The organism is Flavonifractor sp. An91, from assembly GCF_002159225.1.
Classification (GTDB): Bacteria; Bacillota; Clostridia; order Oscillospirales; family Oscillospiraceae; genus Flavonifractor; species Flavonifractor avicola.
This window is the reverse complement of the sequence record NZ_NFHA01000011.1, coordinates 1-25,305: the sequence shown is the minus strand read 5'-3', so window position 1 is coordinate 25,305 and position 25,305 is coordinate 1. Positions and strand designations below refer to the sequence as shown.

The window sequence follows — 25,305 nt, the reverse complement described above, 5'->3', positions numbered from 1 at the left end:
GCCCTCCTTACACGTTGCTCAGATCGTCGTCCTTCATGCACAGATGGACGGCGCTCAGCTTGAAGGTCTGGGGCAGAGCCAGGATGTTGGGGTTGGGGCCCACAAACTTTTTCTTGGCGTCCTCCAGGGCCTCCTCAAAGGTGGCCCGGGTCTTGAGGCCCATGCCGCGGGCAATGCCGGGCTCCTGAGCGCCCACGATGTAGATGGCGCTGGTGTTCATCTCGGCAATGTGGCCGCAGCTCATCATGGAGAAGCCGTGGAAGGGATGGAAGGCATTGCAGAAGCGGTACTTGCGGATATACTCCTGATTGGTGGCGAAGTACTCGCCGTACCGGTCCATATCGGGCAGGATGTTCATATAGTCGTGCTGGAACATCTCATACAGCTCCCGCAGGTAGGGCCACCGCTCGTCGTGGAAGTAGCCGTTGCAGATGGAGGAGCAGATGATGACGCAGTTGTCCTTCATGACGCGCTTGTGGCGGATGACCTGGGCGGACAGAGCCTGCATCATCTGGATGGGGTTGGTGCCCATGCCGTTGCCGTAGTGGAAGTTCTGGGGCATACCAAACACCATCACGTCGTACTTCTTCTCAGCGAAGGGCACGTAGGTGCGCTTGTTGGCCAGCTTCCAGGACTCGGGCTGCATCACCTTGGCGTAGCCGGAGTAGATGGCGATCTGGCGGGAGTAGGTGTCCAGCACGGCGTCGCAGCAGAAGAAGGGATGGCCCATCTTCTCCTCCATGTGCATACCGATCTCGTCGAACTTGGTGCGCATCAGGGAGTGGCCGGACACGGGGGTGAAGTCGTCCCGGTGCATGACCTTGGGCACGTGGTGGCTGGCGATGGAGCGCCAGTGGGTGATGCCGGTGGCGCAGTGCTTGTAGCCGCCGGAGTAGCCGCCGTAGGGGTTGCCCTGGGTATGGCCGATGAGGATGGGAATGTCGCACTCAAAGACATACTTGTTCATCAGCACGGGATCGCCCCGCTTGGTGGCGCCCAGGTCCACCATGTGCTCGTAGTCCTCGGAGTCGTGGCTGGTGATCTGGTTGGTCCAGTAGAACTCGTTGAACAGCTCCTCGCCCAGGATCTGCTTCATCTCGGACACAGTGGCACGGGGATGCAGGCCGTTGGAGAACATGAACAGAATGTCCTTCTTCTCCACGCCGGCGGCGTACAGCTCGTCCAGGCAGGCCCGGATGGACACCTTCCGGTGGGAGGTGGGCTGGTTGCCGCCCTTCACGATGTCAGGGATAACAAAGACCACGGTCTTGCCGGGGCCGGCCAGCTCCTTCAGAGAAGGCATACCCATGGGGTTGCGGATGGACTCCAGGGTGGCGTTGTACAGGCTGTCCCAGTCCTGGGGCAGGCACGGAGGATCGGGCACGGTGGTACCGGGGATAAACACATCGGTGTTGTCGGGCAGTTCAGCGCTCATCAGGCCGTGGCCGTATTCAAAATCAAGCTTCATGTGTGCTCTCCTTATTTCCCAAGATAGGTCTTGATGATCTCCAGATACTCGTCGGGGTAGAAGCCGATCTCACCCTGGAACCGGGTCAGGGCGATGAGGCCGCCGTCAATCTCGTCGATGGAGGCCAGCATCTCGGCGTTGTCCACCTTCAGGCCGCCGCCGTACACCACGTCCAGACCGCCGGTCTGCTCCTTGACAAACTTGGCGATCTTGGTGATATACTCCTTGCCAGCGGGGGTCTTGCCGGGGCCGATGGACCAGATAGGCTCGTAGGCGATGACCACCTTGGAGGTGTCCACGCCGTCCAGGCCGATCTTCAGCTGATCGCCCAGCACCTGCTGCCACCGCTCCTGCTCCTCGCTCTTCTCGCCGATGCAGTAGAGCACGGTCAGGCCCTGCTCGATGGCCAGCTTGATCTCCTGGTTGAGCAGGCGGTTGACGGCGGCGGTGTCGGTGACGCCGGCCTCGGCCAGCACGCCCATCTTGTCATTGCGCTCCTCGCAGTGGCCGACGATGGTAGAGGTACACCCCATGGCCTTCACGATGGAAGCGGGACGGTTGGTGGTGAAGGCGCCGAAGTTGCCGCCCACAGCGGTGTTCATGCGGTAGACGCTCTGGGAGCCCACCTGCACGGGGCTGTTCTCACACTGGGCAGCCACAGCGCCCAGGATGTGGGCCTCGGGGAAGTACTGGACGAACTCCACCTCGGTGGGATCGTAGTGCTTCAGGCCCTCCTGGGTGTGCTCCACGATATACTTGCCCCAGTCAGCCACAGGGGCGATGCGGTTGACGCCGCCGAACTCCACCGGCACGTCGAACCGCTTCAGATTCAGATACAGATGCTTCATGTAGTTGCTCCTTCTCTCCGGCGGGGCGGGAGACCGGCCCCCGCCCGCCCTTGCCGTTCTTATTTCTTATAGAAGGCGATCATGTCCTCCAGGGACTTCTGCTCCACCAGGGGAGCGCGGCCATAGGAGCCGAAGTTGACGATCAGGGAGCCCACAGCCTCCTTCACGCCCGCCTCCACGCGGCTCATCAGCAGGGCCACGTCCTCGTCGGGCACATTGCCGGTGAGCACGGTGTCCATGATGGGGGGGAAGAACACGCGGGGATCAAAGGCGGACTTCTTCTCTTCCAGCAGGGCGTACACGCCGCCGATGGAGGGGCTCTTCTGCAGTTCGGGTTTCTGAGCGAAGAGTTCCTTCATGTTGCGGGTCACGGCCAGACGGATGTCGGTATCCACGTTGATCTTGCGGATGCCGCAGGGAATGGCCTCCATCAGCCGCTCAACCTGGATGCCGTAGGCGTTCTGGATATCGCCGCCCAGGTCGTTGATCTCCTTGACGATGTACTGGGGCACGGTGGAGGAGCCGTGGGACACCAGGGCGCAGAAGATGCCCAGACGGTTGATGCACTCCTTAATGGCGATGGGGATCTCCTTGCGGAGCTTGGCGTCCTTGCCCTTGTTGGCGCCGTGCTGGGTGCCGTAGGAGATGGCCAGGGCGTCCACGCCGGTCTTCTGGATGAACTCCACAGCGTCCAGGGGGTTGGTGTAGGTGGAGGTGGCGGCGAACACGTGGTCCTCCTGGCCGCCCAGCACACCCAGCTCGCCCTCAACGGACACGCCGCGGGCGTGGGCATACTTGACCACCTCGCGGGTCAGCTCGATGTTCTGCTCCAGGGGCAGAGAGGAGCCGTCGATCATGACGGAGGTATAACCGCCCTCGATGGCGGCCACGCAGGAGTCGAAGTCCTTGCCGTGGTCCAGGTGGAGCACCACGGGGATGGGGGAGTTCTCGCCGTACTTCTTCACGGCGTTGGCGATGTTGCGGGCGCCCTTCTTCTTGTCCTCCAGGGTGCCGTTGGCAAAGTCCACCCGGCCGCCCATGAAGGCGTTGGCCAGGTCGGCGCCCTGCAGGATGGCGGGGGAGCGGAAGGTCTCGTGCATCTCGATGACGGCCTTGGCCTGGGCCACGGCATTCACGTTAAAAGCGCCCTGGGCGTAGTTGTGCTGCTCAGCGGCTTCCATCAAAGGTCTCAGGGGTACCAAAGGCATAATAAGTTCCTCCTTAATTCTCTCCGGCGTATACGTTGACGCCGGCCACATAGGTTGCAGTTACATTCAGATCTTGGTCCAGAACCACCAGATCGGCGTCCTTGCCGGGGGCGATGGAGCCCTTCCGGTGGTCCATACCGATGAGGCGGGCAGGATTTGCAGTCAGCAGGGGGAGCACCTTTTCCACGCTCTCCCCGGTGAACTTCACCAGGTTCTTCAGGGCCTGACCGGTAGTCAGGGTAGAACCGGCCCGGACGCCGTTAGAGGCCAGCTTGGCGTCGCCATCCTCCACCACCACGTCGTTGACGCCCAGCTTATAGTGTCCGTCGGGCAGACCGGCGGCCTGAATGGAGTCGGTGACCGCTACCACCTTGTCCCAGCCCTTGCAGGCCAAGAGCATCCGGACAGAGCCGGGATGCAGGTGGCGGCCGTCGCAGATGGCCTCGCAGCACACGGGGCGCTCCAGGACCGCGCCCATAATGCCGGGACGGTGCTGGTGGAACAGGCCCATGGCGTTGAAGGTGTGGGTGCAGCAGGCGGCTCCCGCGTCAATGGCGGCACAGGAGGTCTCGTAGTCGGCCCCCGAGTGGCCGATGGCCACGGTGGTGTGGCCGGCGATCTCAGCGATCATATCCACCACGCCCTCCACCTCGGGAGAGACGGTGATGTAGCGCACCGCGCCGTCAGCGGCCTGCTGGTACTTGCGGAAGAGATCCGCGTTGCCCTTCTGCAGCAGGCGCTCAGGCATGGCGCCCTTGTACTCCACCGACAGGAAGGGACCTTCCAGGTGGATGCCCATGAGCTGGGCCCCGGTGATAGGGGTCTTCATGGCGGCCTTGGCCTGGTCGATGCACCACAGGGTCTGCTCCGGGGTATCGGTGAGGATGGAGCACAGCCAACCGGTGGTGCCGTTCTTGGCGAAGAACTTACCGATCTTAGCCAGGTCCTGGGCGGTGGCGGCATTCACGTCCACGCCGTCGCCGCCGTGGGTGTGCAGGTCCAGGAAACCGGGGACCAGCAGCTTGCCGCCCAGGTCCACCACCTCATCGGCCTTGCCGGAGAAACCGGCTACCCGGCCGTCCTGCACCAGCAGGTCGGTGTCCTGGAACTGGCCGTCTACATAGACCTTGCCATTGGTAAAGAGGGTTCGTTTCATAAGATACCTCAGAAGGGCTGGCCGGCGGCCAGGGCATTGGTGAAGATGATGGCGTCGGGGTGGTTCTGCAGCAGGCTGGCGGGGAAGTGAGCGGTCACCTCGCCGTAAGCGGCCTGACGGACCACGGAGCGGTGCCACTCGCGGAACACGCCCAGACGGACCTTGCGGGCGCCCAGGATCTGCTTGATGCCGATGGTGACGGCACGGTGGGGCATGGCATCGATGGCGCCGCAGCGATCGCCGATGGCGTTGGCGGTGCGGGTCTCGGGATTCAGGGACAGGGCCCGGGTGCCCTGAGCGGCAAACTCCTCGGCGGTCATGTCCTCACGGGACTCGTTGAAGGCCAGATGGCCGTTGATGCCGATGCCGCCGAAGGCGATATCCACGCCGCCCAGCTCCTCGATCAGGCGATCCACATAGCCGGGGTCGGCGGGGTTGGGGAACACCCGCTGCTCGGGGGGCATGAGCAGCTCCTCGTCGATCTTGGTGTACACGGTGCGCTCCATGAAGCCACGGAAGGACAGGGGGCTCTCCTTGTCGATGTAGGTGTCGTCGTCATTGAGATACTCGTCCATGTTGATGAACCAGCAGTTCTTCAGGCTGATCCGGTCCCGGTTCACCAGGCGAACAAAGATGGGATACTGGCCCACAGGACCCACGGGGCAGATAAAGACGGTCTTTTCGCCCTTCTCGTTGTGAGCCTTGATGGTGTTGATCATCTCCATGGCGATCTCATAGAACACCTCGCCGGAGTCCCCCAGCTTAACGACGGGAATCTTGGCATTCTTGCCCAGGTCCTGGGCGGAAATGTGATAATAGTCCATGTGGATCTTCCTTTCTATGACGGTATGTCAATGCTTAAAACAGATGGGTTACGTTCAATTCCCGGATGGTATCCACGATCTCCTTGGTCCGGGTGCAGCCGAACTTCCGCAGCAGGCTCTTGATCTGAGTCTTGACGGTGACGACCTCCACGCACCGCTCCGCGGCGATCTCCTTGATCTTCTTGTCCTCCAGCAGCAGCCGAACCAGATCCCGCTCGGCGGCGGTGAGCTGGGAGACTGTGCTGATGAAAAAGAGCAGGGACCGCTCCGAGGTACGCAGGCGGGAATACTCCTTGAGCAGCAGGTTCTGGATCTTGCCGTCCAGCATGGCCTGGCCGGCATAGGCGCTGCGGATGTGCTGGAGCAGCTCGGCGTCCTCGCAGCCCTTGACGATGTAATCCACCGCCCCCGCGCCCATGGAGGTGAGGATCATGTTGTCGGTCTCGTGGGCGGTGAGGAAGAGGACCTTGGCCTCCGGCTTTTTCTCCAGGATGTGCTCGGTGGCCTGGATGCCGGCGGTAGTGGTCTCCATCTCAATATCCATAAGAACGAGATCGAAGTCGGTCTCCAGGGCCAGGGCCTCGATCTCCTTTCCGCTGGCGGCGCTGCCCACCACGGTCATATCTTCCTGTTGGTTGAGGACATCGCACAGATCCTCCCGGATCAGCTCAAAGTCCTCTGCGACCAAAATGCGTATCATGCTTTTTTCCTCCCTGCCTCGGCTGGACGGTACCATAGCGGGGCAGCAGAATGAAGAAGGAAGCTCCTCCCTCCGGCCGGTTCTCCACCCGCAGGGAACCCAGGTGGCTGCGCACGATGGTACGGACATGGTACAGACCCATGCCCCAGTTGAAATTGCTGTTCTTGCTGGAATAGAAGGGCTCAAAGATGTGTTTGAATTCTCCCGTCTTAATACCGGGACCGTGGTCCTTGACCTCCAGAACCGTATACAGCCGCTCCTGGTGGCTCACCAGCTCCACCGGCCTGGTCTCCTCATATCCGATGGTGGCCTCCCAGGCGTTGGTGAGCAGGTTGTACAGGGCCTCACTGAGGTAGTTCTCATCGGCCAGCACCTGGACCTCCCGGTCCATCAGCGCCCTGACCCGGCCATCGGGATATTTCTTGCGGAACCGGTCCAGGGTGATCTCCTCCAGGCGGCCTAAGGACACCGGCACCAGGCGTACTGATTTGGCCTTGACCGTGCGGTAGAGTTCCTCCGAGCGGCCGATGAGCAGCTCGTTGTTGTCGCACAGGCTGTCGGCGTAGCCCCGCACCTTGTCCAGGTCGGGCTCCTCCTTCTGCAGTTCAGCACGGATGCGCTTGTAGAGCACCCGGTTGGCCAGCAACTGGTTCTTGATGCTGTGGACAAAGACCGAGGCGCCGGTGCGGGCCACATCGAACTTACGCTCCAGCACCACCTCGTCCCGGTCGGACGCAAAGCTTGTCTGAGTGTAACGCAACATACTGCCCAGACCCAGGATACCGCACACCAGGTTAACCGCCACCAGGACCATATAACCGCCTATGCTGAGGGCGAATTGCAGATAGCCCACACCCTTGATCCAGGTATAGTCGTAGCTGTAGAACCGGTAGATCTGCCCCGGGTCCTGACCGCAGTATATCACATACAGAGTGGCCAGCGCCACCAGAGAGATGACGATGGGCAGAAACTTCCGCCGGGAAAAATGCATGGTGGTGGAGCAATATTCCACAACCAGCAGGCCTACCGCCAGCGCCACATAGCACATGACCCAGATATAAGAGAACTGGACCAGGATATCCTTGAACACCGGGAACCTGATCACCAGGCTCCGGTACACACTGGGGTAATAGAGCACCAGGGAAACGGCAGGCAGCACCAGCACCAGTTTCCGGACCAGCGGCGCCTTCCGCAGGGCGGAAAGCATGGAATACTGGAAGGCCATCTCCAGCAGGAACAGCGGGAACAGATAGCGGCCCAGGGCCACAATGTAGCCCAGCTGTCCCAGGGTAATAAAGCGGTACTGCACCCAGATGCGAATCTTCTGGTTGAAAAACAGGAAGTTCATGACCTCCTGGGACAGGCCGCCCTTCTTGGCGATAAAGACCATCAGCCCCACGAAATAGACCGTAAGGCTCAGGCACAGTCCTACCAGCAGCAGGGACTCCAGATTCTTTTTGACGCACAGCACCAGAATGGAGCCGATGAGCAGCCCCACGGCCAACAACAGAAGCATAGCTTGTCCTCCTCCAGTTGTGGTTTCCGGTGCTATTGTATCCGCTCACTCCGGCTTTGTAAAGAATCTGTTTACGCGGGAAAGGGGCGGCGGCGGTATTCCGCCGCCGCCCCTCCTGGGGTCATATTAGTAGTTGCCGGCCTCGGTCATCAGATCGAAGTCCACGTAATCTTCGACGGGGCACACATCCTCTTCGGTGATGGAGCCGCCGTCCAGCAGGTTCTTCTGCTGCAGCTCGTAGTAGCCCTTGACGGTGCCGTCGGCCACGCCGTCCACCACTTCCTTGCCGGTGAGCCAGTCGGCGTCGCCGCGCTGATTGTACATGGTGTCATAGTCCAGAGCGGCCTGAGTGGCACACCACTGAGCAACCTCTTCGTAGTTGCCGTCAGCAGCGTAATCCATAGCCTTCATCAGAGCGCGGACAAAGCGAACGGTCACGTCGCGGTTCTCTTCCAGGTACTTGGGGGTGGCGATCCAGCTGGCCAGGGACACGGTGGTGTCGGAGAAGGTCATGTTGTCAGCCAGCTTGGTGGTGCCCTCCATGCCCTCCAGGATGGTCAGGCTGTTGGGGGACCAGGTGGCGCAGGCGTCCACGCCGCCGGACATCATAGCAGTCACGATGGAGGGAGCGTCCATGTCCATGGCCTGGATGTCATCCATGGTCATGTTGTGAGCAGCCAGAGCGTTGCGCAGGATATCCTCGCTGGAGGTGCCGGAGGAGTAGGCCACGACCTTACCCTTCAGGTCCTCAACAGTGCTGATGCCAGGGCCGCCGATGAGGGCATCGCCGTTGGAGATGTGGGACAGAGCGATGATGGTGGCGTTGCCCTGGACGCACAGCTTATGAGCGCCCTGGCCGATGTAGCCGAAGTTCACGGAGCCGTTCTCCATGGCGGCGATGATGGTGGGGCCGTCCTCGAACTGGGTCATGGTGACGTTCAGGCCCTCTTCCTCAAAGAAGCCCTTCTCCTTGGCGGTCATCAGGCTCCACAGGCCGCCGTAGTTGGGCATATAGCCCACATTGATATCAACAGTCTCAACAGTGGGGGTCTCGGAGTTTCCGGCGGGAGTGCCGGTGTTGCCGGAGGGGGTGCTGGTGGTTTCGCCGCCGCCGCAGGCAGCCAGAGCGCCGCCCAGCATGGCCACGGCCAGGAGCATGGCAAGAAACTTCTTCACGTTCATTTCCTCCTATTTAATAGTTTGGGGTTCTTTTCCTCTATTGCAACGGCCAGTGCCGTTCCAACCTGATTACTTGCGGACCTCCAGATACTCCTGGTACACCTGGCTCCAGATCTCGTTCTTCAGCTCCAGGAAGCGAGGAGTCATCTTGGTCTCCTGAGTACGGGGATAGGGGATGTCGATGTCGATGATGGACTTGATGCGGCCGGGACGGGCGGACATGATGATGACCTTCTGGGCCAGGATGATGGCCTCCTCTACATCGTGGGTGATGAAGAAGCAGGTCTTGCGGTCCTTCTCCCAGGTCTCCAGCAGCTCGGTCTGCAGCTGGGTACGGGTCTGGGCGTCCAGGGCGCCGAAGGGCTCGTCCATCAGCAGCACCTCGGGGTCAGCGGCGTAGGCGCGGGCGATGGCCACGCGCTGCTTCATGCCGCCGGACAGCTCCTTGGGATAGTGGTCGGCAAACTTGGTCAGATCCACCTTCTCCAGGTACTTCATGGCCAGATCCTCGGCCTCTTTGCCCTTGATGCCCTTCATCTCCAGAGCGAACATGACGTTCTTCTTCACGGTGAGCCAGGGGAACAGGGCGTACTGCTGGAAGACCACGCCGCGCTCGGTGCCGGTGCCGGTGACCTTCTTGCCTTTGCAGTAGACAGCGCCGGAAGTGGCCTCGTGGAGGCCGGCGATGATGTTGAGCAGGGTAGACTTACCGCAGCCGGAGGGGCCTACCACGCAGATAAATTCGTTCTCATAGATGTCCAGGTCCACCCCGTTCAGGGCTACCATCTCGCCGTTGCGGGTATTGTATACCTTGCGGACGTTATCGATCTTGACGATCAGATTTCTCTCTTCTCCTGCCATCCCGTCAGCTTCCTTTCCAAGAATTTGATAATTTTTTCAAGAGTAATACCGATGATGCCGATGATGATGACGTAGGCCAGCATGGGGGCCGCGTCAAAGCTGTTGTTCAGAGACCGGATACGCATACCCAGGCCGGCCATAGCGCCGGTGGATTCGGCTGCGATCAGGGTGGTCAGAGCGACGGAAGCACCCAGCCGGACAGCGGTGAGGATGAAGGGCAGGGTGGCGGGGGTAATGACCCGAACGAAGATGTCCTTGTCGGTGGCGCCCAGAACCCGGGCGGCCTTGATGAGGGTCTCATCCACGTTGATCACGCCCTGATAGATGGTCACACACATGATGAGGAAGCAGGCGATGGTGATCACGATCACCTGAGGCAGCCGGCCCACGCCGGCACAGATCACGATCAGAGGCACATAGGCCAGAGGGGGGATGTTACGGATAAACTGGATCCAGGGCTCCAGGATGTTGCGCACCGGCACATACCAGGCCATCAGGATGGCCACGGGCAGGGCGATGACAAAGCCAATGGCGTAACCCATTGCCACGGAGATCAAGCTGCTGCTCAGGTCCTGCCAGAACACGCCGCGCTCCACCATGGTCATGAGACCCTGAATGGTCACCACCACGTTGGGGAAAGCGCGGGACGTCTGGGGAATGATGGACATGATGTACCAAACCAGCATGGCCACCGCAAAAGAGATGAGCAGCCAGACCTTTGATGGAATCCGGCTGGCAAGGGACTTTTTCTTCTGTTCCATTCTCTTCGCTCCTTCTTACGATTGATCCGACGTACGCAAGGTTGGCACAAGCAGCCCCGCGGTTAGGATAACTCTAGTATAAAATCTTTTTGGAAAAAGAAAAGTATGAAATTTCATCATCCCTCCCCTTATTTTCCCGCACCATACAGGGCGCGTCCAGTCTGCTCCTCCCCCTGGAGATCCGGGCCAGCTTCTGCCGCGCCGACGATCCCAATAGCGCTGACAGCAAGCGCCTGACCAGCCAGACTCTGTGGCTCAGCTTCCCCGACGGCGGCGCTCTCACCCTGGGCACCATCTCCTCCACCGACGGCGCCATGGAGTGGGCGGTGGGCTCCGGCCTTATCACCGGTACCAGCGGGACCACCCTCTCTCCCGCCGGTTCCGCCACCCGGGCCCAGGCCGCTGTGATTCTGGCCCGCTTCTGCCAGACCCTGGCCCAGTGATCCGTCTCATTTGAACCCACGCCCCCGACTCGGCATCTGCCGAGTCGGGGGCGTGGGTTTTTTCCGCTGTATGCTTCTGTTTCAACTTCCCTTATTCATCAAAATAGCTGTATTTTTTCCACCTCTCCAAAAACTCCCTATACATTTTAGCCAATATTTAAAAAAATTTTTTTACATTTCCGTGCAATGAAAAATATTTTCCTCCATGGTATAATATTTCCAACCTTTGACGTCTGTCGGGCGTCAACTGCCGCTCCATGCCATTTGACAAGATGAAATGAAAGGAAGGATCAAAATGAAACACACCTGGAAACGCCTGTTGTCGCTGTTTGTGAGTCTCTGCCTGCTGGCAGGGCTCATGCCGGCGGCTCTGGCTGCCCTGCCCACTGCCACCGCCTATGTCCAAGACACCGACGGAGTGGACTCGGGCGCGGTGTACGCTATTTACACCAATGAGGCTGACACCAGCAACAGCAACCGCATCCTCTACCACACCGGCACCGGTAAGACCGACAAGGTCACCGCTTCGGTCTCTGGCGATGAGCTGGCTCTCAACGGCGGCTTTGACGCCTCCCGCCAGCTGTGGACCATCACCGCCGTGGAGGGCGGTTACACCGTCCAGAGCGTAGACAGCGGCTACTATCTGGATCTATCCCAGGCCAGCACTTCCAACTTCGCCACCTCCACTGAGGCGGTGGTTTTGACCATCAACTTTAACGGGGAGACCGGGCTGTACACCATGTCCTCTGGCGAAAACCACCTCTTCTTTGACGCCTCCAATAACGGCGCCTTCCTGACCAGCAGCACCGGCTACGGTCTGCGCTTCTTCAAGCAGACCGAGGTGGAGCCCGACATGGCCCCCGGTGCCGACTCCGGTACCAGCAGTGGCCAGCCCTTTGTGAAGGAGGACACCGACAGCCAGCACTTCCGCATCCCCGCCCTCATTACCCTGGATAACGGCTGGATTGTGGCGGCCTCTGACATCCGCTGGCGCACCTCCGGCGACTCCCCTCAGAATCTGGACACCATCGTCAGCGTCTCCAAGGATGGCGGCCAGACCTGGGACTGGGAAGTGGTCAACTACTATGACGACATGGCTGACAACGCTACCGGCCAGGCCAGCGCCTCCTTCATTGACCCTTCCATCCTCCAGGCTGAGGACGGCACCGTCCATATGGTGGTGGACGCCTGCCCCTCCTATGTGGGCCTGATGGGCGGCAACAAGATGGGCTGGAACAGCTCCGGCTTTGACGATAAGGGCCGCCTGTTGGTGACCTACGGTACCGCCGGCGGGGATGCCTCCACTGCTGTGGCCGATTACACTTATTATGCCGACATCAACAACGCTGAGGCCGGCGTGAAGCGGTCTGTCAATGGCGAGACCATCACCCTCTATCCCATCTGCGAGGCTGAGGACAACAGCCAGAGCGGCGTCTGGGTGGATGCCTGGCTGAACGTATATGTGGAAGAGGACGGCGTCATCACCCCCGACCTGTGCCTCCAGCTCCAGAGTTCCAGCGCGGTGCAGAGCAACCTGTTCTACCGCAACTCGGAGTGGAAGGCCTATCCTGTGTTCTACATCATGCACCGCTCCGCCACCGTTACCGAAACCGGCCTGGAGTGGGGTGATCCCCAGTTCCTGGACATCAAGCTGGCTGAAAATGAGGCCTTTACCGGCGTGTGCCCCGGCCGCGGTCTGTCCTTCCAGTATGAGGGCAAAGAGCGGCTGGTGTTCCCCCTGTACGACAACGCCACCGGCAACGAGCTTGCCAGCGTCATCTACTCCGACGACGGCGGTAAGACCTGGACCCGTGGCCAGCACAACGGCGACCTGAACGGCGTGGGCAAGACCAGCGAGTCCCAGGTGGTTCTGCTGCCCGACGGCACCCTGCGGATGTACTCCCGCAACACCGTCAACTACATCAGCTATGCCGACTCCACCGACGGCGGCGTCACCTGGGGCACCTGCCAGAAGGACATGGATCTATACAGCCAGAACCCGGGCAACGGCTGCATGGTCTCCTTCATCAACCTGGACGGCATCCTGGTGGGGCCGGACAACACCCTCTACAATCATCTGATCCTGGCCTCCTACCCGGTGGTCCAGCGCTCCCAGGGCGTGGTGCGCATCGGCTATGTGGACGAGAGCAACACCGTCCAGTGGCTTAACGACGACGAGACCCGCTATACCGGCAACGGCACCTACGCCTACTCCTGCGTGACCCAACTGTCTGAGCTGGACGTCTTTGGCCTACTCTACGAGTACGCCCCCGATACCAACACCATCGGCTATACCACCCTCACCGTCACCGACCTGCTGGGCGACGGCTGGCACCTGGTTGGCAGCGTGGACGATCTGCCCTCCATCTCCCTGGAGCAGACCGTGGTGGATCTGAAGGTGGGCGAAACCGCCACCCTTACCGCCACCTATACCCCCGCTGACGGGGAGGTGAGCTGGACCTCCAGCAACCCCGACGTGGTTACTGTGGACGGCGGCGTAGTCACCGCCGTGGCTTCCGGTACCGCCACCATCACTGTCTCGGTCACCTCCGCCGGCTACACCAGCACCGCCTCCGCCGACGTGGCGGTTCAGGGGGAGGACGAGGTGGTCCTGCCCGACCGGTATACCGACCAGGTGGAGGAGATCTATCACGAGACTGCCACCACCTATGAGCTGGACACCGACGGCATTGACTCCGGCGCGGTGTACGCCATCTTCCACACCGGCAGCAGCCGAATCCTGTACCACGCCAGCGGCAACGCCAACAGCGATCATGTGACCGGTTCCGCCTCCAACGGCCTGCTGAAGCTGGACGTACCGAAATACACTGTACAGGTCCAGACCTGGACGGTCACCGGCAATGCTGAAACTGGTTATACCATCCAGAGCTGCGACGACAGCAACTACCTCAACCTGAACGCTGCCACCAGCCCGGGCAGCAGAGTTCCTGTCACCGCCGAAAAACAGCCCATGACCATCACCCCAGTAGACGGTTCCGCTGGTTCCTACACCGTCAGCCGTGTGGTAAACGATCAGGCCCTCTACCTGGCTCATGAAAACAGCACCACACAGCACTATGTCAGCACCGAGGCTGTCCCCTTCCAGTTCTACCGCCAGGTCATCACCGAGGCGGGTTACACCTACGCCACCTCCGTCACCGGTCTGGAGGCTCTGATTGCCGACCTGTCCGGACTTAAGGAGGAGGACTACACCTCCTATAGCTGGGCCATCCTGCAGAACGCCCTGACCGCCGCCCAGACCGTGGCCAACGCGGGCAGCCAGAGCTTTGACACCGAGGAAACCGCCCTGGCCGCTCAGGCGGTCATCGATCAGGCCGCCAAGGACCTGTACGCCGCCAAGCTGGCGCTGGAAGATGCCGGAAGCATCGTTGTCTCCACCTCCTACGCCATCACCGTGGACAAGGCTGACAACGGCACTGTGACTTCCAGCCGTACCCGCGCTTCCAAGGGCTTTACCGTTACCCTGACCGTGAAGCCTGACGAGGGCTACAAGCTGGATACCCTCACCGTTATCGGCAAGAACGGCAACGAGATCAAGCTCACCGACAAGGGCAACGGCAAGTACACCTTCGCCATGCCTTCCTCCGCCGTCACCGTGGAGGCCTCCTTCACCCAGGACGACACCCCCGTGGAGACCGGCCTGCCCTTCACCGACGTGAAGGCCGACGACTGGTTCTACGACGCGGTGGCGTACGTCTATGACAACGGCCTGATGGACGGCACCGCCGGGACCGCCTTCTCCCCCCTCATGACCTCCAACCGGGCCATGGTGGTCACCATCCTGTGGCGGCTGGCCGGTTCCCCGGAGCCTGAGGCCGCCCCGTCCTTCTCCGATGTGACCGCCGACAGCTGGTACACCGACGCCGTGGCCTGGGCCAGCGAAAACGGCATTGTCACCGGCTACAGCGACAGTGCCTTTGCTCCCGACGACACCATGACCCGTGAGCAGCTTGCCACCATCCTGTACCGCTATGTGCAGTACACCGGCGGCGGGTCCCAGGGCGCCTGGGCCTTCCCTCTGGACTATACCGATGCCGATCAGGTGTCCGACTGGGCCTACGAAGCGATGTGCTGGTGCACCATGAAGGGCATCATCAACGGCGTGGGCGGCAACGCCCTCAATCCCCAGGGTTCCGCTACCCGTGCCGAGGTGGCGCAGATCCTGATGAATTTCTCCGCCGCCGATCTCTCCTGATTACGTCCTTTCCCTTCCGGGGGGCGCTCCAACTTGGAGCGTCCCCTCTTTTTCTTCCCCCCGATTGACAAACCGGGTATAATTTACAGTAACAAAACCTGGGAGGTACAGCTATGGAACTCAACGCCGCCGCCCGAGCCGCCTTCGACGCCATGCGGGAGGGCATCACCATCATCGATACCAAGGGCTGCATCGTCTTCGGCAACAAGGCTTACCAGGAATTTCTGAAAAAAGACGCGGGCGGGGACGTAGGTCCCATTGAAGGCCGCCGTCTGCGGGATCTGCGCCCGGGCGCCCGGCTGCCCGATGTGCTGGAGGCGGGCAAGCCCATCCTCCACATCACCCGTCAGGAGATCAAGGACTTCTACTTCGTCAACCTCTACCCCATCTATGAGGGGGACACCCTGGTGGGGGGGCTCAGCGTAGTCACCTTTCTGGAGGACGCCTACCAGACCAGAGAGGAGCTGGAGGCGGTGGAGGCCCGCAGCCGCCAGGTGCTCCACAGCATCAGCAAGGCCAACGGCGCCCGGTACACCTTTGACGACATCGTGGCGGTGACCCCGGCGGTAGCCCGGGTGAAGGATCTGGCCCAGCGCATTGCCGTCACCGACGCCACCGTGCTGCTGGAGAGCGAGAGCGGCACCGGCAAGGAGCTGTACGCCCAGGCCATCCACAACGCCAGCTCCCGCCGGGACGGGGTCTTTGTAGCCATCAACTGCTCCAACTTCAACGCCAATATGCTGGAGTCGGAACTCTTCGGCTACACCGAGGGGGCCTTTACCGGGGCCAAGCGGGGGGGCAAGATGGGCCTCTTCGAGGCGGCCTCCGGCGGCACCCTCTTTCTGGACGAGATCTCCGAGATGGACGTGGGGCTCCAGGCCAAGCTGCTGCGGGTCCTTCAGGAGCACACCATCCGCCCCGTGGGCGGCCTGAAAGAGGTGGCGGTGGACGTGCGGGTCATCGCCGCCTGCAACGCCGACCTGCCCGCCTATGTGGCCGCCGGCAAGTTCCGCAAGGACCTGTACTACCGGCTGAGCACCTTCCCCCTCCATATTCCCCCTCTGCGGGAGCGGCCGGGGGACATCCCCGCCCTGGCCCAGGCCATTCTGGAGGATTTCTCCCACAAGCTGCGCCGCCCCTTCCGGCTTACCGAGGACGCGGTAGCCTGCCTCCAGGCCCACAGCTGGCCGGGCAACGTGCGGGAGCTGCGCAATGTGCTGGAGTTCTCCGCCTACCTCACCCCCTCCGGGGTGATCAATCAGGAGGCCCTTCCCAGCGACCTGGTCCACCAGCAGGAGGACGTGGGTCTCACCCTGGCCCAGCGGACCCGCGCCTTTGAAAAGCGGGTCATTCTCAACCTGCTGGAGAAAAACGGCACCTCTCTGGAGGGAAAAAAGCGCACTGCCGCCCAGCTGGGCATCTCCCTGGCCAGCCTCTACAATAAGCTCGGCAAGTAGAATTCTAAAATACTGGAATGTTGTTCCAGAATATTAGAATGCGTTGAGCGGTCTCCTCTGAGCGTCCCTTCTCTCTCCGCCATCCCCTCCTGATTTCCAGAATATTAGAATTCCCATCTCCCTTCCTCTGGCGCAGCAAAGCAAGAAAGGCACTGTGCCGCAAGGGCTTCCCCCTTTTTTCGCCTTTATTCCGCATTTGGCACATGTCTTGCTTTATCCAGAGGCAACGGCGGTCGGAGAGAGGGCCGTCGAAATCAAGAGGAGGTATCGTTCATGTCACCTTTAGCAATCCTGGGATTCCTGACGGTTGTGATCATGCTGGTGCTCATCATGACCAAGAAGGCATCCCCCCTGGTGGCCCTGATTGTGGTTCCTGTGGTCACCGGCATCATCGCCTGTTTCTTTATGGCCGTGGTTCCCGAGGGCGCCCCGGAGGGCACACAGGGCGTCGTTGACTTTGTGGCCAACTTCAAGTCCCTGGGCGGTATGATCACCGGCTCCAAGGGCATCGGCTCGGTGGCCGCCACCGGCGTTATGTTCATCTTCTCCATCCTGTTCTTCGGCATTCTCACCGATGCCGGCACCTTCCGTCCCATCATCAAGGGCATCCTGAACCTGGTGGGCACCGATCCCATCAAGATCGGCATCGGCACCGCTGTGCTGGCCGCCATCGTGCACCTGGACGGCTCCGGCGCCGTCACCTTCCTGATCTGCGTGCCCGCCCTGCTCCCCCTGTATGACGCGCTGGGTATGCGCCGCACCACCCTGGCCACCATCGTGGCCCTGTCCGCCGGCACCATGAACATCCTGCCCTGGGGCGGCCCCACCATCCGGGCTCACACCGCCCTGGCCACCATGGAGGGCACCGAGGCTACCGTCACTGAGTTCTTCATGCCTGTTCTCCCCGCCGTGCTGGCCGGTATGGTGTGTGTGCTGCTCATCGCCGCCTTCCTGGGCAGCCGCGAAAAGAAGCGCATCGGCGCCGTGGCTCTCCAGGCTGTGGGTCATACCGAGCAGGAGCTCACCGACGAGCAGAAGGCCCTGCTGCGGCCCCACCTGTTCTGGGTGAACATCGTCCTCATCATCGCTGCCATCATCTCCCTGCTGTTCTCCGGCTTTGCTCCCGCTGTGGTGTTCATGGTGTTCTACGTGCTGGCCACCGTCATCAACTACCCCCGCGTGAAGGACTCCAAGGCCCGTGTGGACGCCCACGCCAAGGAAGCCCTCATGATGTGCTCCGTGCTCTTTGCCGCCGGCTGCTTTACCGGCATCATGCAGGGCACCGGCATGATCTCCGAGATGTCTACCGCCCTGGTGGCCATCATCCCCGACTCCATGGGTCAGTTCTTCCCCCTCATCATCGGCATCATCGCCATGCCCGCTTCCCTGCTCTTTGACCCCGACTCCTTCTACTATGGCGTGCTGCCCGTACTGGCCACCACCGCTCAGGGCTTCGGCATTGTGGGCGCCGATGTGGGCCGCGCTGCCATTCTGGGCCAGATGACCGTGGGCTTCCCCATCTCTCCCCTCACCGCCTCCACCTTCCTGCTGGTGGGTCTGTCCGGCGTAGATCTGGGCGAGCATCAGAAGAAGACCATTCCCCTGGCCTGGCTGGTCTCCCTGGTGATGGTGGCTGTGGCCTTCATCACCGGCGCCATCGCCCTGTAATCTTTCCTCATCCATTCATCTGTTTGCGTAGAAAGGAAGTCATTCTATGAAAACCATCCGCATTGGCAGCGGCGCCGGCTATGCCGGCGACCGGCTGGAGCCCTCTCTGGAGCTGATCGAGAAGGGCAATCTGGACTATATCAGCTATGAATGTCTGGCCGAGCGCACCATCGCCATCGGCCAGCAGGCCAAGCTGAAGGACCCCACCAAGGGCTACAACGGCCTGCTGGAGCACCGCATGGAGAAGGCCCTCCCCCTGTGCTGGAAGCACAAGGTCAAGCTCATCACCAATATGGGCGCGGCCAACCCCCAGGCCGCCGCTCAGAAGTGCGTGGAGATCGCCCGCAAGCACGGCCTCACCGGCATGAAGATCGCCTGCGTCACCGGCGACGACCTGCTGCCCGTCATCGACAAGTACATGGATACCGAGGTGTGGGAAAACCACAAGCCCCTGAAGGAGCTCCCCGGCGAGATCGTCTCCGCCAACGCCTACATGGGTGTGGAGGGCATCCTGAAGGCCCTGGACAGGGGGGCCGATGTGGTGATCACCGGCCGGGTGGCCGACCCCGCCATCTTCATGGCCCCCATGATCCATGAGTTCGGCTGGTCCCTGGAGGACTGGGACAAGCTGGGCAAGGGCACCATTATGGGCCACCTGCTGGAGTGCGGCGGCCAGGTCACCGGCGGCTACTTCGCCGAGCCCGGCAAGAAGGACGTTCCCGGCCTGGGCCACCTGGGCTTCCCCATCATTGAGGTGTCCGAGGACGGCTCCTTCTTCGTCACCAAGGTGCCTGAGGCCGGCGGTATGGTCACCGTGGAGACCTGCTCCGAGCAGATCTGCTATGAGATCCACGATCCCGAAAACTATCTGACCCCCGACGTGGTGGCAAACTGCAAGAACATCACCTTCACCCAGGTGGAGAAGGACAAGGTGGCGGTCACCGGCATCACCGGCAAGCCCAAGACCGAGACCTTCAAGTGCTCCATCGGCTACAAGGACTGCTTCATCGGCGACGGCGAGATCAGCTATGGCGGTCCCGGCTGCGTGGCCCGGGGCAAGCTGGCCCTGGAGATCCTGAAGGAGCGGCTGGAGCTGGTGGCCCCCAACGTGTTTGAGGAGCTGAAGTTCGACCTCATCGGCTGCAACAGCCTGTACTGGAACCCCGACTACCAGTACAACCAGGAGCCCAGCGAGGTGCGGGTGCGGGTGGCCGGACGGGCCAAGACCAAGGCCGAAGCCGATCTCATCGGCAACGAGGTGGAGGCCCTGTACACCAACGGCCCCGCCGGCGGCTGCGGCGCCGTCAAGCGCACCCGGGACATCGTGTCCGTGGCCTCCATTCTGGTGAGCCGCTACGACGTCAAGCCCGAGGCCGAGATCTTCACCGTCTGATACTGGGACAGAAAGGAAGCATTTGCTATGAAACTCTGGGATATTGCACACTCCCGTACCGGCGACAAGGGCAACATCTCCAACATCTCCCTCATCGCCTACGACCCCAAGGACTACGACCTGCTCAAGGAGAAGGTCACCCCCGAGAAGGTGAAGGAGCACTTCAAGGGCATGGTCAAGGGCGAGGTGGTTCGCTATGAGCTGCCCAACATCCACGCCCTCAACTTCGTGATGTACGCCGCTCTGGGCGGCGGCGTCACCCGCTCCCTGTCCGTGGATATGCACGGCAAGGGCCTGTCCTCCTACCTGCTGGACATGGAGATCTGATCTCTCCCTGTTTCTCCCTATTTTCCCTCATAAAAAGCGCTGGGCGCGGCCGTTTGGCCGCGCCCAGCGCTTTCTTGCTTCGTTATTCCGCCAGCAGGTCCCGCTGGTCCGGGTGGCTCTCAAACCACTTGACGGCATAGGAGCAGGTAGCCACCGCCTTCATATCCCGGCCACGGATCTGGTCCACGGCCCCCTGCACCAACTGGCCCGCCACCCCCTGGCCCCGAAGGGAGCCATCCACAAAGGTGTGGTCAATGTTGGCCACGCCGGGCCGGTCCTCCGGGAAGGTGATCTCGGCAATCAGCTTTCCCTCCTCATTCTCGGCCCACAGCCGGCCGGGCTTACTCTGAAATTCCATGGGGCTTCCTCCTTTATTTTAAAAATGGCGAGGGCGGGTGCGAATCGAACACACCAGGACGGGAACGCCGTCCCCAACGGTTTTGAAGACCGCGGGGCTCACCAGATACCCTTCCGCCCCCATATGGCGGGGAGTCACAGAAATCTCCGCCCCTCCCCGATTTTTTGGGTGATCCGTACCCGGTCCCAGTATTCCAGCAGCAGCAGGGCGTACTTGCGGGAAACTCCCAACTGGTCCCTGGCCTGGGCCAGAGTGAACATTTCTGTGCCAAACTGGGCCTTCATTCTGCTCTGAGCCTCCAGGCAGCTCTCCCCCCAGGCCCGCACCTTGGGGGACAGTGGGGTCAGCACCCCCCGGTCGGCCAGGGCTCTGCCTGCCCGGCGGCAGGCTGCGGCCCCACCAGGGAAAGCCCGCTCTATCTCCTCGTTGGCGGGGGGCTCCAGTCCAGCAGCCCGGTAGATCTCACATAGTTTCTCCTCCAGCTCCGGGCCGGTTTCCGGCGCTGGGGGCGGCGGCGCTTCTTTGGCCGGGGCTGTAGGGCGGGGCGGCTCCTTCCCCGCCGCCAGGGCGGCCAGCCGGGTCAGCCGGGCCGGGTCCATCCGCCCTTTGGCGGGGGGCTCCAGGTCCAGAATTACCCCACCCCCTACGGTGACTACCGGAGAGAAGAAGCGAACTACAAACCGATCCCCCCGCAGCGCCGCCAGAGGCTGGTCCAGCCGCAGCTGGGCAAAGCCCTCCTCTCCCGGCTCCAGCCTGTCCCGGCCCAGCAGGATACACCGGCACATCAGCGCCCGCCCGCCGTGGTGGAGATGGAGGGTGGAATTGTTTTTGACGGCATAGGGGGCCTGAGGCAGCACCTTCAGGGCCATATCCAGCCGCTGGGTGAGAGTAAGCCCCTCCGCCGGGGCCAGGGTGTCCCCACGGGACACCTCCCCACGGTCCACCCCCGCCAGATTCACCGCCGCCCGGCTGCCGGGGGCCAGCTCCTCCTGGTCGGTACCGTGGCTCTGGAGACCCCGCACCCGGGCAATTTTATCCCCCGGCCACAGGCGCACCCTGTCCCCCCGGCGAAGGGAACCGCCGGTGAGGGTGCCGGTGACCACCGTGCCGCTGCCCGCCACCGAAAACACCCGGTCCACATGGAGGCGATAGTCTCCTCGGTTCGACCGCTCCGGCGTCTTTTGGACCAGCTCAGCCAGGGCTCTCTTCAGTTCATCCAGCCCCTCCCCTGTCACCACCGAGGTGGGGATGATGAGGGCGTCCTCCAGAAAGGTGCCCTTCACCAGGGCGCGCACCTGCTCCTCCACCCCCGGTTTGATGCCCAGATCGGCCCGGGTGAGGGCGATCACGCCCCCTTTCAGGCCCAGCAGGGACAGGATGGCCAAATGCTCCCGGGTCTGGGGCATGGGCCCCTGGTCGGCGGCTATCGCCAGCACCACCAGGTCCATACCGGCACAGCCGGAGAGCATGGTGGGCACAAATTTCTCATGGCCGGGCACATCCACAATACTCACCATCCGCCCACCCGGCAGGATCAGGGGGGCAAAGCCCAGCTCGATGGTGAGGCCCCGGCGGCGCTCCTCCGCCAGCCGGTCAGTATCCACCCCGGTGAGGGCCTTCACCAGGGCGGTCTTGCCGTGGTCCACATGGCCCGCGGTGCCCAGGATCATGGCCGTTCTCCTTTCCACGCCCCCAGGGCATCCCGGATGATGTCCTCCTCCCCCGGCAGCAGGGTACGCACGTCCAGCAGCAGTTTCCCTTTATGGATCCGGCCCAGAATGGGGGTGGACCACCCCCGGAGGAAGACCTCCAGTTCCTCCGCCGGGTCCAGCGCTGCCGCCCAGGAGGGCAGTTTCTCCCCAGGCAGGGTGCCGCCCCCCGCCTCCCCGGCGGTCTCCACCGCCTCACAGGGGCAGAAGGGCGTAAGCAGAGCGGCCAATCTCTCAGCCTTTTGCCGCAAGTCCCGGGGCCGGGTCTCCAGCATGGCCCGGGTAGGGACGGACACCCCGTCCCGCCAGTCCAATAGAGTGGCCTCCAGAGCCGCCAGGGACAGCTTGTCCAGCCGCAGGGCACGGGCCAGCGGGTCGGTTTTCAGCCGTCTGACGGCCTCCTCCTTGCCCACCAGGATACCCGCCTGGGGTCCGCCCAACAGCTTGTCCCCGGAGAAGCACACCACGTCGGCAGCCGCCGCCCACTTCTCCACCGTAGGGTAGTCCTGAGGCCAGGGGCCGGGGCCCAACGCTCCGCTGCCCAAATCGCACAGCAGGGGGACCTGGTAGCGGGCCGCCAGGGCGGCCAGCTCCTCCACCTCCACGCTCTGGGTGAAGCCCACCACCTTGAAGTTGCTGGGGTGGACCTTCAGCAGGGCCTGGGCCTCCCCGCTCTCCAACACCCGCTGGTAGTCGGACAGACGGGTCTTGTTGGTGGCACCCACCTCCACCAGCTTGGCGCCGCTGCGGGCCATCACGTCGGGCACCCGGAAGGAGCCGCCGATCTCCACCAGCTCTCCCCGGGAGATGGCCACTCCCATGCCGGGGGTCAGGGCGGACAGCACGAGCAGCACCGCCGCGGCGTTATTGTTCACCGCAAAGGCCTCCTCCGCCCCGGTGAGCTCCTTTAGCAGCTCCTCTACCCGGCCGGTGCGGCTGCCCCGCTTGCCTGCGGTCAGGTCGTACTCTAGGTTGGAGTAGCCCTCCGCCGCCTGGGCCACCGCCTCCGCCGCCCTTCGGCTGAGCGGGGCCCGGCCCAGATTGGTGTGGAGGGCAACGCCGGTGGCGTTGACCACCCGGCGCAGGCCGGGCCGGGCCAGTTCTTCTGCCGCCTGCCGGGCCCGCTGGGCCAGGATGTGCAGTTCGGGCACCTGGGTTTCCCCCGCCCGGATGGCCTGGCGCAGCTGGTCCAGCACCCGGTTGGCCCCCGCCTTCTGGGCGGAGCGGGGCAGGCCGCTGTCCACCAGGGCCGGACTGGCCAGCAATGCGTCCATCCGGGGCAATACTGACAGGTCTGATTTGCCCACAACGTCACCTCCCTACCATGACATTTGTTTGCAGTATACCACAGTTTTCCCCGTTCAGGCATATAAACTTTTTGGTTTTCAGAAACAGGGGCAAAAATATGTGTAAGACAAGGGAACATTCTAATTGACAGGTTACTTACCCTGCGGTTATCATGCTGTTAGTGAAATTGGAAGAGGAATGATGATTGGAAGGAGTGTTGACCAATGCGCGTATTTGAAACCAGCGTACAGGAACTTAAGCATGAGGTGCTGCGTTCCGTGGCCCGGCTGGCCTGGAACGACGATCTCCAGACCGGTATTCTGGATATTCCCGAGGAGATCATCCCCGGTCCCGAGGCCAAGATGCGCTGTTGTATTTATAAGGAGCGAGCCATCATCTCTCAGCGGGTGAAGCTGGCCATGGGCGGCGACAAGACCAACCCCAACCTGGTGGAGGTGCTGGACATCGCCTGTGACGAGTGCCCCGTCACCGAGATCACCGTGGGCCCCTCCTGCCGGGGCTGTATCGCCACCCGATGCGTCCACACCTGCCCCAAGGACGCCATCACTGTGGTGGACCACAAGGCCCAGATCGATCACAAGAAGTGCATTACCTGCGGCAAGTGTATCACCGCCTGCCCCTACGGCGCCATCGAAAAGAAGACCCGTCCCTGTGAGCGGGGCTGCAAGGCGGGAGCCATCTCCATGGGAGAGGACAAGAAGGCCTTCATTGATCCCGCCAAGTGTACCTCCTGCGGCGCCTGCATCTACCAGTGCCCCTTCGGCGCCATCATGGACAAGTCCTTTATCGTGGATGCCATCCAGACCCTTCAGGGCGCGGAAAAGTGGGGCTTCCATGTCTATGCCGCCGTGGCGCCCTCCATCGCCGGCCAGTTTGCCCCCGCCGACCTGGGCCAGGTGGTCACCGGCCTGAAGATGCTGGGCTTCCACGACGTGGTGGAGGTGGCCCTGGGCGCCGATATGACCGCCAAGACCGAGGCCGGTGAACTGGAGGAGAAGGGGATGCTGGCCTCCTCCTGCTGCCCCGCCTTTGTGGACTACGTGGAGAAGAACTTCCCCGACCAGGCCCATCTGATCTCCGAGACCCCCTCTCCCATGATTATGGCCGCCCGGTACATCAAGCGGAAGGACCCCTCCTCCAAGGTCATCTTCATCGGACCCTGCGTGGCCAAGAAGATGGAGATCAAACTGGGCAAGACCATGGGTGCGGTGGACATCGCCCTCACCTTTGAAGAGCTGTACGCCATGTTTGAATCCCAAAACATCGACGTGTCCAAGCTGGAGTATACCGAACTGGATCAGGCCAGCGGATTTGGCCGCTCCTTTGCCCACAGCGGCGGCGTGGCCGCCGCCGTGGCCCAGGCCCTGAAGGAGCGGAACAGCTCCTTCCAGGCCAAGCCCCTGCCCTGCAGCGGCTTTGAGGCCTGCAGGCTGGCCTTCCTGAAGGCCGCCAAGGGCATCGGCGATTTCAACTTCATCGAGGGCATGGCCTGCGAGGGCGGCTGTGTCCAGGGCCCCGCGCAGCTCATCCGCTCCCCCAAGAACCAGGGCGATGTGGACCGTCACGCCAAGCAGGCCGAGGGCCGCACCATCGAGGGCGCCGTGGCCGAGGCGGAAAAGCAGCCAGAATCTCAGGATTGATCCTCTTTCAGTCTCATCAAACCGTCAGACAGGAAAACCTGTCTGACGGTTTTTTCTATGGATTCCAAATGAAACCATCCTCCGGCCTGCATAGGCAAAAGAAACCTGCGGATACTAAGAGGCGTAACCACAACCGCAGGAGGAGAATCGACATGAAAGCGACTGGTATCGTGCGCCGGATCGACGATCTGGGGCGCATCGTGATCCCCAAGGAGATCCGCCGCACCATGCGGATCCGGGAGGGCGACCCCCTGGAGATCTACAC

General features: G+C 62.1%; 21 protein-coding genes and 1 tRNA gene. 8 read left to right on the top strand and 14 right to left on the bottom strand.

Annotation, left to right across the window (positions count from 1 at the left end; translation table 11 throughout):
- Positions 1-7: 7 nt before the first annotated feature.
- The 10 genes from B5G42_RS08200 to B5G42_RS08155 all read right to left on the bottom strand — a co-directional run bounded on the left by B5G42_RS08200 (position 8) and on the right by B5G42_RS08155 (position 10,521).
- The gene (locus tag B5G42_RS08200) at positions 8-1,468 is read right to left on the bottom strand and encodes a lactate racemase domain-containing protein (RefSeq protein ID WP_087268914.1); all 1,461 of its coding nucleotides are present in this window, start codon (positions 1,466-1,468) and stop codon (positions 8-10) included.
- Between the two features lie 11 nt (positions 1,469-1,479).
- Entirely contained in the window at positions 1,480-2,316 is an 837-nt protein-coding gene (locus tag B5G42_RS08195) for a triose-phosphate isomerase (RefSeq protein WP_087268911.1), read from the bottom strand.
- Positions 2,317-2,375: 59 nt separating this feature from the next.
- Positions 2,376-3,524: a class II fructose-bisphosphate aldolase gene (locus B5G42_RS08190; RefSeq protein ID WP_087268905.1), complete on the bottom strand. Its 1,149-nt coding sequence runs from the start codon at positions 3,522-3,524 to the stop codon at positions 2,376-2,378.
- Positions 3,525-3,537: 13 nt separating this feature from the next.
- A complete protein-coding gene (gene nagA, locus B5G42_RS08185; protein WP_087268902.1) occupies positions 3,538-4,680 on the bottom strand; it encodes an N-acetylglucosamine-6-phosphate deacetylase in 1,143 nt (380 codons plus the stop codon).
- Positions 4,681-4,688: 8 nt separating this feature from the next.
- Entirely contained in the window at positions 4,689-5,504 is an 816-nt protein-coding gene (locus tag B5G42_RS08180) for a glucosamine-6-phosphate isomerase (RefSeq protein WP_206406172.1), read from the bottom strand.
- A gap of 34 nt (positions 5,505-5,538) precedes the next feature.
- Positions 5,539-6,204, bottom strand: a complete 666-nt coding sequence (locus B5G42_RS08175; RefSeq protein WP_087268896.1) for a response regulator transcription factor — start codon at positions 6,202-6,204, stop codon at positions 5,539-5,541.
- Positions 6,173-7,720, bottom strand: coding sequence for a sensor histidine kinase (locus tag B5G42_RS08170; protein WP_087268893.1), 1,548 nt, complete (start codon positions 7,718-7,720; stop codon positions 6,173-6,175). The genes B5G42_RS08175 and B5G42_RS08170 overlap by 32 nt, the downstream gene beginning before the upstream one ends.
- Positions 7,721-7,846: 126 nt before the next feature.
- Positions 7,847-8,896 carry an ABC transporter substrate-binding protein gene (locus B5G42_RS08165; protein ID WP_087269055.1) on the bottom strand — a complete coding sequence of 350 codons (1,050 nt, stop codon included), beginning with the start codon at positions 8,894-8,896 and terminating at the stop codon, positions 7,847-7,849.
- Positions 8,897-8,968: 72 nt separating this feature from the next.
- A complete protein-coding gene (locus tag B5G42_RS08160) occupies positions 8,969-9,760 on the bottom strand; it encodes an ABC transporter ATP-binding protein (RefSeq protein ID WP_087189381.1) in 792 nt (263 codons plus the stop codon).
- A complete protein-coding gene (locus tag B5G42_RS08155) occupies positions 9,736-10,521 on the bottom strand; it encodes an ABC transporter permease (RefSeq protein ID WP_087268890.1) in 786 nt (261 codons plus the stop codon). The genes B5G42_RS08160 and B5G42_RS08155 overlap by 25 nt, the downstream gene beginning before the upstream one ends.
- Before the next feature lie 89 nt (positions 10,522-10,610).
- Here B5G42_RS08155 and B5G42_RS18660 point away from each other — a divergent pair, with 89 nt between their 5' ends.
- The 6 genes from B5G42_RS18660 to B5G42_RS08125 all read left to right on the top strand — a co-directional run bounded on the left by B5G42_RS18660 (position 10,611) and on the right by B5G42_RS08125 (position 20,025).
- A complete protein-coding gene (locus B5G42_RS18660) occupies positions 10,611-10,964 on the top strand; it encodes an S-layer homology domain-containing protein (RefSeq protein ID WP_087268888.1) in 354 nt (117 codons plus the stop codon).
- Positions 10,965-11,259: 295 nt separating this feature from the next.
- The gene (locus B5G42_RS08145) at positions 11,260-15,180 is read left to right on the top strand and encodes an S-layer homology domain-containing protein (protein WP_162611065.1); all 3,921 of its coding nucleotides are present in this window, start codon (positions 11,260-11,262) and stop codon (positions 15,178-15,180) included.
- A 113-nt stretch (positions 15,181-15,293) separates the two neighbouring features.
- Positions 15,294-16,637 (top strand): sigma-54 interaction domain-containing protein, encoded by a 1,344-nt coding sequence (locus tag B5G42_RS08140; RefSeq protein WP_087268882.1) that lies wholly within the window; start codon positions 15,294-15,296, stop codon positions 16,635-16,637.
- A 273-nt stretch (positions 16,638-16,910) separates the two neighbouring features.
- A complete protein-coding gene (locus tag B5G42_RS08135; RefSeq protein ID WP_087189378.1) occupies positions 16,911-18,305 on the top strand; it encodes a CitMHS family transporter in 1,395 nt (464 codons plus the stop codon).
- 46 nt (positions 18,306-18,351) lie between these two features.
- On the top strand, positions 18,352-19,698 hold the full coding sequence (locus B5G42_RS08130) for an acyclic terpene utilization AtuA family protein (protein WP_087268879.1): 1,347 nt from the start codon (positions 18,352-18,354) through the stop codon (positions 19,696-19,698).
- A gap of 27 nt (positions 19,699-19,725) precedes the next feature.
- On the top strand, positions 19,726-20,025 hold the full coding sequence (locus B5G42_RS08125) for an AtuA-related protein (protein ID WP_087189376.1): 300 nt from the start codon (positions 19,726-19,728) through the stop codon (positions 20,023-20,025).
- A gap of 82 nt (positions 20,026-20,107) precedes the next feature.
- On the opposite strand, the gene B5G42_RS08120 is transcribed toward B5G42_RS08125, so the two are convergent.
- From B5G42_RS08120 to selA, 4 genes are all read right to left on the bottom strand, one after another.
- Positions 20,108-20,383 (bottom strand): GNAT family N-acetyltransferase, encoded by a 276-nt coding sequence (locus B5G42_RS08120; protein WP_087268876.1) that lies wholly within the window; start codon positions 20,381-20,383, stop codon positions 20,108-20,110.
- Between the two features lie 25 nt (positions 20,384-20,408).
- Positions 20,409-20,504: transfer RNA gene (locus B5G42_RS08115), tRNA-Sec, on the bottom strand.
- Between the two features lie 13 nt (positions 20,505-20,517).
- Positions 20,518-22,053: a selenocysteine-specific translation elongation factor gene (selB, locus tag B5G42_RS08110; protein ID WP_087268873.1), complete on the bottom strand. Its 1,536-nt coding sequence runs from the start codon at positions 22,051-22,053 to the stop codon at positions 20,518-20,520.
- Positions 22,050-23,399: an L-seryl-tRNA(Sec) selenium transferase gene (gene selA / locus B5G42_RS08105; RefSeq protein WP_242959466.1), complete on the bottom strand. Its 1,350-nt coding sequence runs from the start codon at positions 23,397-23,399 to the stop codon at positions 22,050-22,052. Before selA ends, selB begins: the two co-directional genes overlap by 4 nt.
- A 204-nt stretch (positions 23,400-23,603) precedes the next feature.
- Between selA and B5G42_RS08100 the strand changes: the two genes are divergently transcribed.
- Both B5G42_RS08100 and B5G42_RS08095 read left to right on the top strand, forming a co-directional pair.
- Positions 23,604-25,040 (top strand): 4Fe-4S dicluster domain-containing protein, encoded by a 1,437-nt coding sequence (locus B5G42_RS08100; protein WP_087268870.1) that lies wholly within the window; start codon positions 23,604-23,606, stop codon positions 25,038-25,040.
- A 152-nt stretch (positions 25,041-25,192) separates the two neighbouring features.
- Positions 25,193-25,305 (top strand): AbrB/MazE/SpoVT family DNA-binding domain-containing protein (locus B5G42_RS08095; protein ID WP_140399826.1); only part of this gene is annotated, 113 nt, incomplete at its 3' end.

Coding starts and splice junctions, on each gene's coding strand:
- B5G42_RS08200 (WP_087268914.1), bottom strand. CDS start 1,468: ATGAAGCTTGATTTTGAATACGGCCACGGCCTGATGAGCGCTGAACTG.
- B5G42_RS08195 (WP_087268911.1), bottom strand. CDS start 2,316: ATGAAGCATCTGTATCTGAATCTGAAGCGGTTCGACGTGCCGGTGGAG.
- B5G42_RS08190 (WP_087268905.1), bottom strand. CDS start 3,524: ATGCCTTTGGTACCCCTGAGACCTTTGATGGAAGCCGCTGAGCAGCAC.
- nagA (WP_087268902.1), bottom strand. CDS start 4,680: ATGAAACGAACCCTCTTTACCAATGGCAAGGTCTATGTAGACGGCCAG.
- B5G42_RS08180 (WP_206406172.1), bottom strand. CDS start 5,504: ATGGACTATTATCACATTTCCGCCCAGGACCTGGGCAAGAATGCCAAG.
- B5G42_RS08175 (WP_087268896.1), bottom strand. CDS start 6,204: ATGATACGCATTTTGGTCGCAGAGGACTTTGAGCTGATCCGGGAGGAT.
- B5G42_RS08170 (WP_087268893.1), bottom strand. CDS start 7,720: ATGCTTCTGTTGTTGGCCGTGGGGCTGCTCATCGGCTCCATTCTGGTG.
- B5G42_RS08160 (WP_087189381.1), bottom strand. CDS start 9,760: ATGGCAGGAGAAGAGAGAAATCTGATCGTCAAGATCGATAACGTCCGC.
- B5G42_RS08155 (WP_087268890.1), bottom strand. CDS start 10,521: ATGGAACAGAAGAAAAAGTCCCTTGCCAGCCGGATTCCATCAAAGGTC.
- B5G42_RS08145 (WP_162611065.1), top strand. CDS start 11,260: ATGAAACACACCTGGAAACGCCTGTTGTCGCTGTTTGTGAGTCTCTGC.
- B5G42_RS08140 (WP_087268882.1), top strand. CDS start 15,294: ATGGAACTCAACGCCGCCGCCCGAGCCGCCTTCGACGCCATGCGGGAG.
- B5G42_RS08135 (WP_087189378.1), top strand. CDS start 16,911: ATGTCACCTTTAGCAATCCTGGGATTCCTGACGGTTGTGATCATGCTG.
- B5G42_RS08130 (WP_087268879.1), top strand. CDS start 18,352: ATGAAAACCATCCGCATTGGCAGCGGCGCCGGCTATGCCGGCGACCGG.
- B5G42_RS08125 (WP_087189376.1), top strand. CDS start 19,726: ATGAAACTCTGGGATATTGCACACTCCCGTACCGGCGACAAGGGCAAC.
- B5G42_RS08120 (WP_087268876.1), bottom strand. CDS start 20,383: ATGGAATTTCAGAGTAAGCCCGGCCGGCTGTGGGCCGAGAATGAGGAG.
- selB (WP_087268873.1), bottom strand. CDS start 22,053: ATGATCCTGGGCACCGCGGGCCATGTGGACCACGGCAAGACCGCCCTG.
- B5G42_RS08100 (WP_087268870.1), top strand. CDS start 23,604: ATGCGCGTATTTGAAACCAGCGTACAGGAACTTAAGCATGAGGTGCTG.